General features: G+C 52.1%; 7 protein-coding genes. 1 reads left to right on the top strand and 6 read right to left on the bottom strand.

What is annotated here, in order from left to right:
• Positions 1–51: 51 nt before the first annotated feature.
• The 4 genes from FC18_RS09805 to FC18_RS09820 all read right to left on the bottom strand — a co-directional run bounded on the left by FC18_RS09805 (position 52) and on the right by FC18_RS09820 (position 7948).
• Positions 52–1062 carry a pilin N-terminal domain-containing protein gene (locus tag FC18_RS09805; protein ID WP_056976187.1) on the bottom strand — a complete coding sequence of 337 codons (1011 nt, stop codon included), beginning with the start codon at positions 1060–1062 and terminating at the stop codon, positions 52–54.
• A gap of 2 nt (positions 1063–1064) precedes the next feature.
• Positions 1065–2237 (bottom strand): pilin N-terminal domain-containing protein, encoded by a 1173-nt coding sequence (locus FC18_RS09810; protein ID WP_054680561.1) that lies wholly within the window; start codon positions 2235–2237, stop codon positions 1065–1067.
• Between the two features lies 1 nt (position 2238).
• Positions 2239–5844, bottom strand: a complete 3606-nt coding sequence (locus FC18_RS09815; protein ID WP_056976190.1) for a SpaA isopeptide-forming pilin-related protein — start codon at positions 5842–5844, stop codon at positions 2239–2241.
• A 625-nt stretch (positions 5845–6469) separates the two neighbouring features.
• A complete protein-coding gene (locus tag FC18_RS09820) occupies positions 6470–7948 on the bottom strand; it encodes an MFS transporter (protein ID WP_156660907.1) in 1479 nt (492 codons plus the stop codon).
• A gap of 256 nt (positions 7949–8204) precedes the next feature.
• Here FC18_RS09820 and FC18_RS09825 point away from each other — a divergent pair, with 256 nt between their 5' ends.
• The gene (locus FC18_RS09825; protein ID WP_054680570.1) at positions 8205–8867 is read left to right on the top strand and encodes an EAL domain-containing protein; all 663 of its coding nucleotides are present in this window, start codon (positions 8205–8207) and stop codon (positions 8865–8867) included.
• Between the two features lie 49 nt (positions 8868–8916).
• Here the strand turns inward: FC18_RS09825 and FC18_RS09830 are convergent, their stop codons facing one another.
• Complete coding sequence (locus FC18_RS09830) at positions 8917–10131, bottom strand: Mbeg1-like protein (RefSeq protein WP_054680573.1); 1215 nt, start codon at positions 10129–10131, stop codon at positions 8917–8919.
• Positions 10132–10249: 118 nt separating this feature from the next.
• Positions 10250–16363 carry an Ig-like domain-containing protein gene (locus FC18_RS09835; protein WP_056976192.1) on the bottom strand — a complete coding sequence of 2038 codons (6114 nt, stop codon included), beginning with the start codon at positions 16361–16363 and terminating at the stop codon, positions 10250–10252.
• Between the last annotated feature and the right edge of the window lie 79 nt (positions 16364–16442).

The following is a 16442-nucleotide window of genomic DNA, read 5'->3' on the forward strand; positions in this document are numbered from 1 at the left end:
ACGCATTGATTTAGATGTTATTTTCAGAAGTGGCTAACTTGTACTTGAAATTTACCGGTCAATTTTGTAACCATTTGGAGCTGTTTTTTCTTCAATCGTGTACTGCTGAGGTTTATCCTCAGTACCCGTTGTGAGACCGTATGTCACACCGTCTTTTATAGTCTGAGTTGTGGCAGAAAAACCAAACGAACCATCAGCCTTAGATTTAAATTGAGTTGCTTCTGCTTCAGTATTAACCCACTTTACAGTTACAGGATTCTTATCAAAGCCAACAACTTGGTTGTTTTCCCCATACTGCCCATTTACTTGGGCATACTGGTCACCGTTCTTGATGTAGAATACTGCACCTTCAAGCTTAGTCTCACTGTTAGCGTCAATCTTCGTGAACTTAAGCTGGTAGGCACCTGTAACTTCATCCTTTGGGTATACGTAAACTGTACCATCAGCCCCCTTTACAGGCAGGCTAACGACAAAGTCTGGTGACAGTGTGTACCCAGTTGGAGCAGATTCTTCGTGAAACAGGTATACCTTGTATTGACCTGCAGCATTGTAATTTGGCAAATCTTTGTACGTAATTTGACCGTTGGCGTCTGTTTTAGCAGTATCTGTTTTAGTAGCTTCTGTTACAGCAGAGCCAGTCTCAGGGTCAATCTTCGTAGCGGTATTGAGATCGTACTTGTGTTCGTTTGCCGTTAAGCTATCAGCATCGGTAGTGTCTTCGGCTGTTCCTTTGCCTGTCAAAGTTGGTGCGACATCTTTCCAGTATTGATCGGTCACATCATACAATGTAAACACTGCACCTTGAACACGGTCCTTGGATGAATCTGGTTCGGTAGTCAAATCTTTCTGCGTAGTTAATCCGGTGTCTTTCGCAACAGCATATTTAGTCAGAATAATAGTTGTTGTATCACTTGCGCCATTATCCGATGAAGGCGTTGTGCTCCCATCGCCATCAGCAGCACTAACCTTACTCCCAATTCCGGCCCCGAGCCCAATAGCTCCGGCCATTACGGCGGCACTGATAAACGTCAGTGCCTTTTTGAAAAATGCGTTCTTCTTCATGATTATTCTCCCTCATGTGGTTTGGATTTTTTATGGAACGTTGTTATCGCGATGCTGAGCAAGATGAAGATGCCCAGCAGTGTTAACCAGATGGCACGCGCGCCACCCGTCTGTGGCAGCATGCCGACGAACGTGTTCGGAAGCAGGTGCTTGATGACGTGATGTATGTGGTGTGTGAAATGGTGCCAGTGGTGGACTATTTTGCCGAAGAATCCGGTATCCGGAAGTGGCGGATAACCATCATCATCGGGTGGAACGGTTTCGTGGACGTTCGCTACCTGGATAGCGTCGGTCGCACTACTAAACTTGCCTGGGGTGACTGTGAAGGCCACCGCCTTAGAACTCCGAACGTAATCGTCCGGGGCCTTAACCTCAACTAATTCGTACTGGCCAGCCCGTAGACCGTTAATCGCAAACTGCCCATCCGAATCGCTTGTGAGCACCAGCAGTTTGGCCTGCTTGTAACTCGTAGTTATTTCCCCCGAAATAACTTCCCAGCTGTTTTGGTTATTACTGCGCCGGAGATACTTCCCGGCCCTGCTGCGGACGACGAATTGCGCGCCCGCAAGCTTGGTGCTGTGGTCGTCAGCGTCGATCTTGACGAACTGCTGACCACCGGTTGTAACCGGGGTGACCGTCGCCTCATCTTTGGGGTAGAGGTCAACCTGGTTCGTAGTTCCCGAAACTGGAAGAACCAGCACCAGATTCTGCCCATCAGACACACCACTGGGATGCGCCGTTTCGCGGAAGAGATAGACGGCGTACTGCCCGCCACTGTGACGTGGGAGGGTAAATGTCGCCGTGCCTGCGCCGCTCGTGATCTCCGTCGCCACTTCTTGCCGCGGCGTATCACTAGCAGCTAAGGCGTTTTGCGCGTCCTCCATCTCCGCTTCCGTCTTGGGGTTTTGCGCCCAGAACTCAGCGGTGACATCGTACGCTTTGAACGTCACGTCATTCAGCGGTGTGCCGGCATCCCCGAACGGCGAGGATTTGCCGTCGTTGCTCGTCGACTCCGGCAGGTTGCCATCGTCAAAGACCAGCTTGTGCAGCACGACGGTGACGTCATCATCAGTCGCCGCCTGCCCGCGCACCGGCGTCGTCGCAATCAGTGCCAGCAAGAACGCGGCCATGACGGCGAACGCGGTGATGCGAATGTGCTTAATCAACGCTTGCATATCACATCACCTCCCAATTCTTGCGGAAGTGCCAAGCAGTAAAGCCAAGCGCTAGTGCTGTCAGCCCTAACGCGAGCCATTGCCAGGTGCCAGGGCCACCGGTGTGGGGAAGGATGGTCGCGGGAGCGTTGGTGACGGTGAGAGTGACGGGATTGGATGAATCCTGCCCTGCCTTAACCTCAAAGTCATAACTGTTATTTGCGTTCATCTGATAGCCTGCCGGCGCTTTGGTTTCCTTCAACGTATATTCGCCAAGTGGCAAATCTTTCGTTTCGTAAACACCTTTGCTATCGGTTTGGATATCTTCGTAGCCTTTAAGCGGCTCATCGCTGCCCTTCGCGTAGAGTGCGAAGTGCGCACCCTGGAGTGGACTGCCGCTGTCAACATCGGTCTTGGTGAGCTTGAAGGCACCAAGCTTGCTGTCATACATATCAACCTTGGTAACTGGGTTACTGTCACTAGACTTTGAATTGTCAACTGTGATTGTTTTCCCTTCACCAGTGTATTCAGGGTTTATATCATACCCCTCAGGAGCCTTCGTTTCGGTGATATGATACGTCCCACTTGGTATATTTGACCAAGTTAATGTCCCATCAGCATCAGTTGTCCCCGGCCGGTCAATTAAGCCATTTTCTGACTTAATATTGAATTCAGCGTTTGCGAGCTTCTTTCCGGACTGCTTATCCTGCTTTGTTAACTCTACAGAACCAATTTTCCCGGAAGCTGAGCCCCCTGCAACTCCACCAGAAGCAGCGACATTACCTGTATCTTGAGTGCCAACAATCTCTTTTGCAGTCATTTTAGCTTCATTTATCAGATCACCGTTACCATTGGATGAAATTACATGAGACTGGTAGCTCACAATATATGTGCTATCAATAATAATATTCGGATTGAATGTGATAGTAGTGGTTGTTGTTCCATCAGGGGCAGTTTGTTTGTCAACAGTGTAATCCGTACCAAGTTTTAACTTATCTGTATTTGGTAAATAAGCTGAGGTATCACTAGATTCGTCATCAGACACATCAAGTGAATCATTCAGAACATTATCAGATGCCTGACTGCTTGTCGTAAGGCTGTCCTGATCAGATGCCTGACTATTTGTCGTAAGGCTGTCCTGATCAGATGCCTGACTACTTGTCGTAAGACTGTCTTGATCATAGGGCATATCAGAGTGGAATGCTCTATCAATGCTGATTGAGCCAATATCAACCGATTGATTCGGACTAGAGATATCAGTTATAACTACCCTTCTCAAATGAGCCTGCAGGTTATTAACAGTTATGTTCCAATTAACGGTGGAACCACCATCAGTACTACCTTTTTTAGAAATAAGTTGACCCGTGCCCTGAAAATAATCACCATTTGCTGGTAAATCTTCTTCATCACCGCCATTGTCAAAACTAGCGGTATTCTTATACATTTTACCGCCATAATTTGCCGGGTCGGTCGTGTCGTGTGCAATGCTTTTCGGCTTGGTTGAAAGTACAACCATATATGCACTGGTATCGCCATCGGGTAATTTAACTGTAAGCGTCTGGTTGTTCTCTGTGCTTGGCTCATCGATTCTTACAGAGTCAGTAACCTCATCTCCATAAGTGTGTGCTGTATCGACATTGCCATTTCCATCCGTATTGATTTTGAATACACGCACGGTGCCCGGAACGTAAACCTGATCAGATTGAATTGGGTCTACAACTGAGGCAGACTGTAATTTTTTGTTGAGCGTGTTAACGGTAATGTGCCAGCTGAATTGCTTAGTGGATGGATAGTAGCTAAATTTCTTATTGTCAGTGTTCCGCGGTGGAGTAAAGTCACCGTGGCCGTTGTCATTGTTACTGTCGCTTACATCGTTAGTAAATGAACCTGCCTTTGAAGTGTCGTATTTTGTGTTATAGGTTAACTGATAATGATCCTTGGTTGTGGCCAAATTGTTTTGAAACTCTACTTTAAAGCCAGATTCATCTGTGGACAGTTTATAGTCATTGGAACTAACCGTTAATCCAGTATCAAGATCAACAAGTTTCATACGCATTGATCCGGATTCTAATGTTAATCCGTTGGGTAACGTATCCTTCATCCAGTAATTGCTAAGTGTTTCATGGTTAGGGTTAATATCAACCTGCCACCCATCAATACTATTAGCCTCATCAACAATACCCGTTGATTTCTTAACTAAGTTAGGTGTACCTGTCGTGTTGGAATTTCCAGTTTCACCGTGTCCAGTAGTCGTATGCCCGTTATTGTCAGTCACTGTATTGTTAACAGTTTTCTTGCTGTCAGCTACACCATCGTTTAGAACTGAGGTATAGCTAAACTCAACAGGCATATCCGTATCTACATTAATAGTAATCTCCATGGTTTTACTATCTGGGTAGGTAACCTTAAAATCCGTGTCAGGGTTCAGCCATGTATGGGTATTGAAATTATTGTTACCATCAATTGCGTCGATAAAGCCGGAAATCTGGGCAGATTCATCAAAATGCTGATTATCATCAAGTGTATCCACCAAAGTTATGCCCTTGGATGATTTTCCTGGATAGTACTGTACCTTCCAGCTAGCGGTGTTCCCTGAACTTCCCTCAAACAACTTCTTGATTACTTCATGCGGTTCATAGTTTAAATGAGAGGTAACAGGGGGTGTCTCTTCAGTTTTATCCCCATAATTAAGCTTCGCCTTGTTAATAAAATCGGTATCAACCTTTTGCGTCAAATCAGTTAGAACGGTATTAAACGTAACAGACAGTGCCGCCTTAGTGTCATTATACTTTCCAATAAACGTGATTAAATTCGTATCTTTATTAAACGTAAAATCTGTACCCTCGACGAGCTTTGTCCCATTAGGGCTTAGGGTACCATCAACATTCACTGATGCTTCCTGAATGCTAATGCTATCAAACGACAATCCAGCGGGCATTTCTTCTTGAACTGAAGGATTAACCATTTCTTTTCCTTCATTGTTCAAACTAATCGTCCAACTAATTTTCCCACCAGATGTCTGTTGTCCGGTTTTATCAATCATGTACTGTTTTGCAGGTGTCACAATGACCGGCACTTTTTGTGTAGTCGTTTGTGATACTGGAATTTCAATATTTTGCTTACCCAACGTTTTAAGATTGAGTGATGCTCCCGTATAGAAAAAATCGCCTGTAACGTCATCCGAATCGGCGGCCAATTGGTTAAAAGTCAAAGTGACTGTCCCATCGTCGGCAATTTTAAACGTCCCATACGTTTGTCCGTCAGCAGACGTCAAATCGCCATGTGGATATTCCCCATCTGTTTTCTGCGGCGTAATTGAGTCAGGTAGCTTAAATGTGTAGTAATCGCCTGCCTGAATGTGATGATCTGTCGGCAACGCCCAAGTGTAATCAACTTTAACCAAGTCGCTTGAATCAATAGAGAGATTACCATCTGAATCAGGTTTGATTTCCTGATTATTCTTAAAAAAAGTGGTTGTTGCTCCAGAAACAATTTGTTCACTACTAATGTCATGAGCATCGCTTGCTCCCGCTTTACGGCCTGGCGCAGAGCCAGCAATAATCTGCACAAAAATAAACAGAACCATCAAAGCAGTCACGATGCTTGCTGACTTTCTGAAGTTATTCAAGAATAATCCCCCCTCCTTGGTAAAATTCCAACGCCATCAACTGGTATATGTAAACGCAAATATGTGTATACAACTTTTAGGATAAACAAAAATCGGGAGTCCGCCACACGTGTTGGCTTACTCCCGATTGTTTTCAATCGTCAGTTTCATAACTCAATATAATACGCCGCAGAATCATCATGCGTCGCAACGCTCCCGTTGGTTCCCCCGAGCCAACACCTAAAGCCTAACATGACGGCATTTAGGAATCAACGGCGTTATTTGATAAATAACCGGCGATAATTGGTATAGACATCGCAAAAACCTTAAACAATAACGTTTATTCCGCTTACTTGGTTTAGACCAGCGACGATAAAAAAACAAAAATATTTTTATAGAGTGGCTCGATTTCACTTATACGTTAAATAAGTCGACTCATAATTGAGCCTTTTCTACCCTTTGCACAACATTTATCCCACATTTGTCGCATACGGTTAGATACTGATGTTATGCACTTCACTTACCAATTGATACTAAAATGGAATTTGCAAAGACTATACTTTTGCAAACAAAGTGCTGTTTTCACAATCGCCCAATAACCGGCTTATAAATAATATCAATCACAGCTAACTATAAAAAGAACAAATTACGCCTGTGCCCGTTTCTGCTGACCTTCCCGCCTCAGGGCCCAGAGGTTCAAAGCAGCAGCGACGAGCATCAAAATCAGGCCCAAAATCATTATATTATGCAGCCCCGTGAACATGATGGAGCGCATCTTCGGCAACAGATTCTGCGGCAGCGACGCGGAACTGCCCGCATCACTCAGCTTGTTCATCATCTTGATGGTGATTCTGCCATTCGCAGCTTGGACCCCACTGCGCAGGGCGTTATTCATGATGATCCCGAAGATGGCCGTGGCGAAGGTCTGGGCGAGCATGCGAATCAGGAAGCTGAAGGAGGTCGCAACCGGCACGTCTTGAACTTCTGCATCCTGTTGCACCTTAATCTGCAGCTCGTTGAAGCACATCCCGTTCCCGAAGCCTTCCAGCGCGCCCGCAAGCATCAGCCACCAGTACGAACCATGCTCGCCGAGTAGCGTCATGATGATGAAGGTGCCGACCAGCGTCCAGGTACCCAACGCAATCACCTTTTGCGGCGACAAGTAACTGCGCAGCGGCGCCACCAGTGCGGAACCACCGAAGTTCGTGAACGAACCGGGAATTTGGGTGGCACCACCAACGAGCGCCGAGACGCCGAGCAGCGCCTGAGCCCACATTGGCGCGTAGACGACGAAGCCCATGAACGCACCCCAGATGATGGTAAATAGAAGGAAGTCCATAATCAGGTCTTTGTTCTTAAACAACCGGCCCGGAATAATCGGGTCGGCTGCCCGTGCCTCCACGCGCACCAGAATGCCCAGCAGAATGGCCGCGCCCACGAACATCCCCGTGAGCGTCTTGCCGTCTGTTGCACCAATCATTTCCGTGGCCGTCAACAGAAGCACTAACCCCAACGACAACAGCACGGCGCCGGCGTAATCCACCTTGCTGGCACGGTGCGCCCGCCGCGTTTCCTTGAAGAACGCCTGCACGAGCAGTGCCGAAAGCAGACCGATGGGCACGTTAATGTAGAAAATCCAGTGCCAGCTAAACGTATCGACAATCCAGCCGCCCAGCAGCGGGCCGATGATGGTCGCCGTCGAGAAGCTCGCGGACACGAGGCCGAGCACCTGCATGCGTTTGCGTGGATTGGCGTACAATTCGGCGTAAATGATATACGGCAGCGACACCATGCCCCCGTTCCCAATCCCGGCGATGGCGCGCGTGATGATCAGGAACCACATGTTCGGCGCCATCCCCTGGAGGAACGAACCAACCACGAAGAACAGCGCGGCCAATTCGTAGGCCAGCTTGTTGCCCATGCGTTCGCCCAGCTTGCTCCACAGTGGCGTGCTGATGGCGGTGCCGAGCAGGAAGATGGCGACAATCCAGCCCATGAGCTCAATCCCGTGCAGGTCGGCAATAATCGCCGGCATCGCGGTGTTAACAATGGTGCTATCAATCCCCCCCATTGCGTTGGACAGCAGGAGGGCGAAGGTGACAATGGCGATATTACGTTTGGACACGGTTAGACTTCTCTCTACATAAATTCAGGTACTGCACCTTTTTTGTTTCCAAAGGCTGCAGTACGCGTTAGACCATTATCCATCTTGCGCCCCGGTCTGCTTTTGCACAAGGTACAGAAGCTGGTTTCTGTAAATTTACGCTAATTTTCCGGTGGTCTCCCGCGGTTCGCCTACCCAGATTCGGCTTATGGTGCGATAATAAATGTACACTGGCCACAAATGGACGGGTTAAACTGGCATTCTGGGAGATTTTTACGTGACTAAATACAGCTACTTCGCACAACCGATTGAAAATATTACCACCAAGCACGTCATCGTGTACGAACTCCTGTTGCGTGAATGGGACGAGCAGACTAAGACGTGGGGCACGCCGGCCCAATACGAGCTCGACGCTGCCACCATGCTCGACTTGCTCAAGACCGCCATCAAGAAGCTGAACGACAAGCACGTCAGCATTAATCTCACCAACGCCCAATTCGCCGACCCCACCATTTTGCACGCCCTCACCGACTTTGCGACCAAGAACATGGTGCCACGCCAGCTTACGGTGGAACTGGTGGCCGCACCGGAACACGACCTGCTCAAAGCGATGAGCGCCAAGTACCGCGCCGCCGGAATCATGCTCGCCATCGATGACGTGGGGTCGGACAACCTCTACGTCGACATCAAGGAGCTGCTCCCGTACGTCAACACCGTCAAGTTCGCCCTGCAAAACATGCGCGAGCTCGGCGAAACAGCAACGCCAGAAGAAATTGAAGCACTCAACTTCTGGTTCAACGAAGCCGAAGCCCAGCAAATGCTCTTCACCTTCGAAGGCATCGAAAGCGAAGCCGACCTCGCCATTGCCAGCAAGTTCGGCATCACCCGCGGCCAGGGGTACTTCTTCTCCCGGCCACTGGAACCAGAACAGTTCGCATAAACACAAAAACTGCCCGCACAACCGAAATTTTCGGCGTGCGGGCAGTTTTTTACGCTTTGTCTTCATCCTCAGGTGCGGGCAATGCCGGTTGGGCAGCCTTCTTGGCCGGAGCATCGGCCTTGGGCGTAATGCCCAGCCGCTTAATCACCTCGGCGCGGCGGTTGCGCAGACCGGTCAACACCTTCTGCGGCCCGTCCGCACGCACGGCGGCCACGCGCATGGCGTTCAGCAGGTCACCGAACGCGGACTCCCACTGTTTGCGCACCGCCGGATCCGTGGCACGCACCTGGCTCAGCACCGTTTTGGCCGTTTCGGGGAACGCATCGCCAATGGCGTTCAAGTCGTCAATGTCGCTGGAAGCGAGCACGGCGTAGAACGAATCCAGCACTTCTTTCCGCTGCGTCGGCGTCAATTCTGCCAGCCACGCATCAATTGCACGCTGCGTGTAACGGGCCGTCCAACGCAATTTTTCTGCCGCCGCAAAGTGCCGGCGCTGGACCCGCCACGTCAACAGGTTATGCTGGTTAATGCCGCCCGCGTTGCTCTGCACGACGCGGTAATCCTGCTCCGGCTCCAGCAGCAAGCCGATGATGGTCGATTCCGGAACGAATTTGCGCACCTTCTGCCGGACATTAATCGGCACCGGCTCCTTGAAACCCGGACCGTCGAAGTTGAAGGCCAGCTGGACTTGCCGCTGCGTCCCCATACCACTACGCATGAGGGCGTACACCGCCAAATTGCCGCCCTTGGAGTGGCCACCGACGAAATATTTCCCGGGAAATGACGTGATGCGGTGCTGCAGATAGCGCACAGCCAGCTTCTGGGACGGGACCGTGTGCATGTACGTCATGTTGAAGTCCTCTTTCCAGTCCAGCAACGTCGCCTGAGTCCCGCGATAGGCTACAAAATACTCATCCGGCGTCAGTTCGAAGGTCAGCGCCGCGAACTGCAGCTCGGCGTCCGGGTCGGCGGTGTTGACGGCGTTCTGCCAGCGCACATCCTTAAACCGCACACTCTTAACCAGTTCCGCCAACAGTTCGTCAAAGAGGTCGCTCATCCAGATACCGCGCGTCATGAGCGGCAGCAGATCAGTTTGGGCCAATGTCGCCAGGGTCGGTTCCACATCCAGGGGCACTAGTGCGTAATCCAAGTATGCCAGCTGGGTGAAGATGGCCGCGTCCACGGCGTTTAAGCTCCGGCGGGAAAACGACACGTTGCCCTCGCGTCGCACGTATTCAGCCAAGCCGTCCTTTGATTTGCGCATGTTCGCCACCTCCGTTTACCTAAATTGTAGCACGGTGTCCGGCATATTTGGCGGCAAACCAAAAAGCAACGCCACCCACTATTTGTGGATGGCGCTGCTTGGTACTACCTACTGACGGTTAATCTTCCTTCCGCCGGGTTGCCGCCAGACCGAAGATTCCGAGTACTGCAGCCAGCGCACCAACGATGGTGAATGACTTGTTCTGCTCGTTACCTGTCTGTGGCATCTGCCCGCCGGTGCTTGGCAGCAAGTTCTTGCTTGCCGCCGGCGCCTTGGTGGTTGTTGCCGTCTTGGTGGTTGTCGTTGCCAGCGTTACTGGCGCTGCATCAGCATCAATTTCCGCGATTGCTGGTGTTTCAACCGCATCCCCACCAGTAATTGGCAGGTCAATCTGCTTCGGCGCAGCGTCCGTATCACCGCCAGTAATTGGCAGGTCAATTTGCTCGCCGGTATCAGTATCGCCACCGGTTACTGGCAGGTCAATCTGCGTCCCGGTATCTGTGCCTTCATCAGTTGCTGCAGGCGTCTGCGCTTCTTCCAGCTGATTCTGCAGGTCGGTAATCTTGTCGGTCAGGTCAGTAATCTGGGTCTGGCCGTCAGTGTTAGCTTGATCTGCTTCGTCGAGCTGGTTCTGCAACTCGGTGATGGTGTCATTCAGGTTGGCAATGTCGCCATCCGTCGTGTCGCCCTTGGCAATTGCGTTGTCGAGCTTGGTCTGCAGGTCGGTGATGTCACCGGTCAGCTTGTCGATTTCCGCATCCTTATCGCCGGCTGTGAACGTTGCGTTGCCCAACTGCGTCTTCAGCTGCGCAATCTCGTCAGTCAGGTTGTCAATCTGGTCGGTGCTTGTGCCGCCGTCCGTGATTGCCTGTTCCAGCTTGTCCTGCAGGTCGGTGATGTCACCGGTCAGCTTGTCGATTTCCGCATCCTTATCGCCGGCTGTGGACGTTGCGTTACCCAGCTGCGTCTTCAGCTGCTCGATTTCGTCAGTCAGGTTGTCAATCTGGTCGGTGCTCGTGCCGCCGTCCGTGATTGCCTGTTCCAGCTTGTCCTGCAGGTCGGTGATGTCGCCGGTCAACTTGTCGATTTCAGCATCCTTGGCTGCAGTCGTGGACGTTGCGTTGCCCAACTGCGTCTTCAGCTGCTCAATTTCGTCGTTCAACTGCTGAATATCTCCATCGGTGGCACTGGTGGAAGTTGCGTTACCCAGCTGCGTCTTCAGCTGTTCGATTTCACCGGTCAGCTTGTCGATTTCAGCATCCTTGTCGCCGGTCGTGGAGGTCGCGTTACCGAGGTCCGTCTTCAGCTGCTCGATTTCGTCGTTCAGCTTCTGGATGTCCGCATCCTTGTCGCCGGTCGTGGACGTTGCGTTACCGAGGTCCGTCTTCAGCTTCGTGATGTCATCATTCAGCTTGCTAATCTCGGTATCCTTATCGTCAGCGTGCGCCAGTGCGTCGCCAAGTTGGGTCTTCAAATCACCAATTTCGCCCGTGAGCTTGTCGATTTCAACCTGCAGCGCCGCAGCGTTGTCATCTGGGGTGGTAGTCGGGTCAGTTTCTGGTTCCGTCGTTGGGTCAGTCTCCGGCTCAGTTGTTGGGTCGGTTTCTGGTTCCGTCGTTGGGTCAGTCTCCGGCTCAGTTGTTGGGTCGGTTTCTGGTTCCGTCGTTGGGTCGGTTTCTGGTTCCGTCGTTGGGTCGGTTTCTGGTTCCGTCGTTGGGTCAGTTTCTGGCTCGCTTGTCGTTTCGGCCTTCACTGGTTCCGGCACAGTGATCGTTGTCGCATCACTAGTCTTATCCCCATTTACTTCCACAATATCGAGGCTCATGCCTGGGGTGACCGCGGAACTTGGCAACTTGATGTCGAAGTGTTGGCTAGCAGAATCAACCGTGAAGCTCTGGTCACCGCCATCCAGACCCTTAACCGTAACGATGCTGCCCAGATCACCAAGCCCGGAGACCGTGAAGTTTTCACCATCATTCTTAATGTCAGTGTCCAAAATATTTGGTGCCTTTGGCTTAACGAAACCAACCACAAGTGGATCATAGCCGGAAATCAAATCACCGTTCTCGTCCTGGTACGACAGGGACTCTTCATCCAGCTGCACATCATCAGGAATCGTTACGTGCCAAACTGCGGTGTAGTAAATCGTTCCACCCTGTGGCAGTTCACTCAGAGGAACCGTGAAGCTGTAACTCAGGTCCTCATTCGTAACGGGTTCTTCCCAAATCAGGTTCTTGCCTTCTGGGTCAGCGTAAAGACGGATGCGGGGGTTTTCCCAAACTTCACCATTAGGGGAAGCTTGCGGAATTAAATTCCCGGAGTAGCGCTTGAGGTGATCAGCAACTGACTTCATGCGTTCCTGAGCCGACTCAATTGCTTCATCGCCCTCACCAATATTCGGTGTCGTTACGCGCACGTTGATGCTTGGCTTGCTGAGGCCAACACGGTGCGGCACTGTAATAATGCCTTCCGGACTAGTGACGGTGCCAACCTTTTGCACTGCCGTGATGTCAGACCCGATTGGCGCACTGGTACTTGGCACAGCCAGTTCGAATTCGCCGGCCGCATTGGATGTGGTGGTGAAAATCTGGCCATCAGTGGTGGTCAACGTGATTTCTGCATTCGGTGCAGCCGTCCCGGTGACGGTCACCATCCCCTTAACTGGCACCGTTGCAGTCCCAGCAGGTGCGTCCAACTTAAGTTCGGGCACGTCGGCTGTGACTGGGTCGCTGGTGCCGCCCTTACCGTTTTCAACTGCGGTAATGGTGCTGCCATATGGGGCCCAGGTCAGTGGAATGTCCGCAGAGTATTTACCCTGGTCGTCCACAGGCACGGTCAAGCTGCCACCGTTTTCTGGTGTGAGCGTGATGGTATCACCTGGCACCCCGGTCCCGGTGACCTTCACCGTGCCGTCACTTGGATCCGCAACGGTTGGTGTCTGTGCCACTGGGCGGGCAAATGGGACGTCGCTCTCGACTGGCTTGCTAGTCTTGCCGTGGTTCGTCTGGGTGGTGTCCAGTTTGCTGCCTTGTGGTGCGTCCGTTTCCGGAATTTCGGTCTTGAAATCACCGTTTTCGTCCACCGGCACGGTCACTGGGTCGCCATTTTCTGGGGTGATGGTTACTTCACCGCCTGGTTCACCCTTCCCGCTAACGGGCACGTTGCCATCAACTGGCTCGCCAACTTCGACTTCTGGTTCAGCTGGTGTGTGGTATGGCGCGGTGACGGTTGCTGGGTCGGAGGTCCCACCCTTACCGTTCTCGGTGACATCTGCGTCTGCACCTGGTGCAAGCACGCCGTCTGGAACCATGGCGCGGAAGTTACCGTCCTTATCAACAGGCACGGTCACAGGACTGCCGCCGTTCTTCGGAGTCACGGTAATGGTGCTGCCAGGCGTGCCCTTACCACTGATGATGGTGCCGCCCGGAGTTTCCTCAGCAGTCACGTCGGTTGGCTTAGCTGGCTTAGCGTAAGGCACTTCGCCAGTACTTGCAGGGCTGTCCACGCCGTTCTTGTCCTGGGTTGCCGTCAGGGTTGAGCCTTCCGGTGCGGCAGTTTCCGGAATGTTCAGCGTGTAGGTGCCGTCGTCCAGGACTGGTGCGGAAACCGCAGTCCCGTTTTCAGGCACAACCGTAACCGTGGCGCCTGGTTCACCAGTCCCGGTGACTTTGACGTTACCGTCGTCAGTTGGCGCTGCCGGGTCAACGGTTGGTGCAGCTGGTGTGTGGAAAGGTACGGTGGCAGTTGTCGTGCCACTAGGATCCGTGTTTGGCAAATCTTGCGTGACACCCAGGTCAGTACCTTCTGGCGCGTCGGTCAGTGGCACTTCGGTTTCGTAGTGGCCATTGTCATCGGCCGTGGTGGTCACTGGGTCGCCGTTTGCGGGGGTAATCGTGACTTCCGCACCTGGTTCAGCTTCACCAGAGACCGGCACGTTGCCGTCAGTGGTTGGTTCGCCAACCGTCACGGATGGTTCGTGGAGTGGGGCCGTCACTGTGGTTGGGTCACCTGCGCCACCCTTACCATTCTGGGTTACATCCGCCGTTTCACCCGGCTTCAAAACGCCCTCAGGTACTTGTGTCCGGAAGTTGCCGTCTTTATCAATCGGCACCGTGATTGGGTCGCCGTTTTCTGGTGTAATGGTGGCGGTGTTGCCCGGTTCACCCTTACCAGAAATGGTTGTGCCGCCTTCAGTTGGGGTCACAGTCACGTCGGTTAGCTTGCCTGGCTTAGCGTAAGGCACGGTATCCTTACTTGGTTTACTATCGATACCGTGTGCCGTCTGGATGGCGGTAATGTCGCTGCCGGCTGGGGCGTCGGTTGCGGGAATGTTAATCGTGTAGTCACCATTATCATCCGTCGTCCCGGTGTACTCCTTGCCGTTATCGGTTGTCAAAGTGATGCTTGCGTTCGGTTCACCCTTCCCGGTTACGGCCACATTGCCGTCTGTGTCTGGTGCAGTTGCGGCAATCGTTGGCTTGTCTGGTGTGTGGTACGGAACTTGGCCGCTGCCTGCGGGACTCGGATCGGTATTCGGCAGGTCCTGTGTCACATCAATGTCTGAGCCTTCTGGCGCGTCGGTCAAAGGTACCTGAGCTTCAAAGTGGCCGTTGTCATCTGCCGTGGTGGTCACTGGGTCGCCATTTGTGGGAGTAACCGTCACTTCTGCACCCGGTGCAGCGGTCCCGCTTACCGGCACGTTACCGTCAACTGGTGTGCCTACTTCAACTTCAGGGGCGTGCAGCGGTGCGATTTCTTGAACTGGCGCGCTTGGGTCACCGTTGCCCTTCGCCGTAATGTCCGCCGTTTCACCTGGCTGCCAAACGCCTTCTGGAACGCTAACCTTGAACTTGCCGTCTGGGTCAACCTTGGCGCTGACCGGGTCGCCATCTTCAGGCGTTACCGTGATGGTGGCACCTGGTTCGCCGGTTCCTTCAACGGTGGTTCCGTCTTCAGTTGGAGTTACCTTGTCAACCACCGGTGTCTTAGTCTGAGCGTATGGCACCTGTGCAGTTTTAGGTTCGCTGGTCTTATCGTGGCTAGTCTGGGTGGCGGTGATGTCGCTGCCTTCTGGTGCGTCTGTCAGGGGAACGTTGGCGGTAAATGTGCCATCGTCGCCCACCGTTGCTTCAACTGGCGCGCCATTTGCGGGCGTCAACGTCACAGTTGCACCCGGTTCACCGGTCCCACTAACTGGCACTTGATCGTTAGCTGGTGTCCCAGCGTCAACGGTTGGTGCTGCTGGGGTATGGTACGGAACGGCCGTTGTGCTTGCGTCACTAGTTACACCCGCAACGGTTTGGGTCGCGGTAATGTCGCTCCCCTCCTTGGCGCTGGTTGCCGGAATAGTAACGTTGTAATCACCATCATCATTAGCAACCGCGGTGGTCTTCTTGCCATCCGCCGTTGTCAGGTCAACATCCGCGCCCGGTTCAGCTTTACCGGTAACCTTGACGCCATCGGCACCAGGTTCATTGGCCTTGACGGTTGGCGCATCTGGCTTGGCCATTGGCACGGAAACAGCAGTTGGCTGACTGGTCTTGTCGCCGTTAACCGCCGTGACGTCCAGCTTCGCCCCAGGAGTGGCTGCATCCTTAGGCAGGTTAACGTTGTAAATCCCTTTGTCATCAGTCTTGCCCGTGCCCACAACATTGCCGCCATCATCCTTGACTTCGATGTCAACGTTTGGCGTGCTCTTCCCGGTGATGATTGCGCCCGTATCGGTTGGTGTCAGATTGGCAGTCGGCTGTGCAGGCATTTCGTACGGAACAACTCGGTCTGCACGTTGACTCTTCACACTTTCATCATCCGTGTAAGTTGAGTAGCTGTAGACCGTTGACCCTTGAGGCGCGTCCGCGTACGACGCCGCAACTTCCCAGTAACCAGTTGCGTCAATCTTACTGGTTCCGATAATTACTTCCTTACCATCCGCATCGGTCTTCGCCAGACGCACAATTGTCACGTCCGTGTCTGGAACTACGCCGTTGTCATCCTTCGCGTACCCCCAGAACACATTGCCGTTCACCCCTTCGACAATTTCCGTGGTCTGCGCCGGATCCTCCGCCGCAAATACGTTCACGCTATTACCCGCGAACATCGGGACAAGCATCATGGTTACTGCCATGATGCCGGCAACAACCCACTTCTTACCGTCCTTGTACATCCGGTAGTGCAGCTTTGACTCTTTCGTTATATTTTGTGATGCTGTATGCTTAAATCCACCGATTTTCATAACAAAGCCTCCAAATTATAAGTGCAGAATTAATCTTTGAATGGTCAATGCAATGTTGGTAGCATTAACCCCTAAACGC

The sequence above is a fragment of the Lacticaseibacillus sharpeae JCM 1186 = DSM 20505 genome, from assembly GCF_001436225.1.
Lineage (GTDB): Bacteria > Bacillota > Bacilli > Lactobacillales > Lactobacillaceae > Lacticaseibacillus > Lacticaseibacillus sharpeae.

Coding starts and splice junctions, on each gene's coding strand:
- FC18_RS09805 (WP_056976187.1), bottom strand. CDS start 1,062: ATGAAGAAGAACGCATTTTTCAAAAAGGCACTGACGTTTATCAGTGCC.
- FC18_RS09810 (WP_054680561.1), bottom strand. CDS start 2,237: ATGCAAGCGTTGATTAAGCACATTCGCATCACCGCGTTCGCCGTCATG.
- FC18_RS09830 (WP_054680573.1), bottom strand. CDS start 10,131: ATGCGCAAATCAAAGGACGGCTTGGCTGAATACGTGCGACGCGAGGGC.
- FC18_RS09835 (WP_056976192.1), bottom strand. CDS start 16,363: ATGAAAATCGGTGGATTTAAGCATACAGCATCACAAAATATAACGAAA.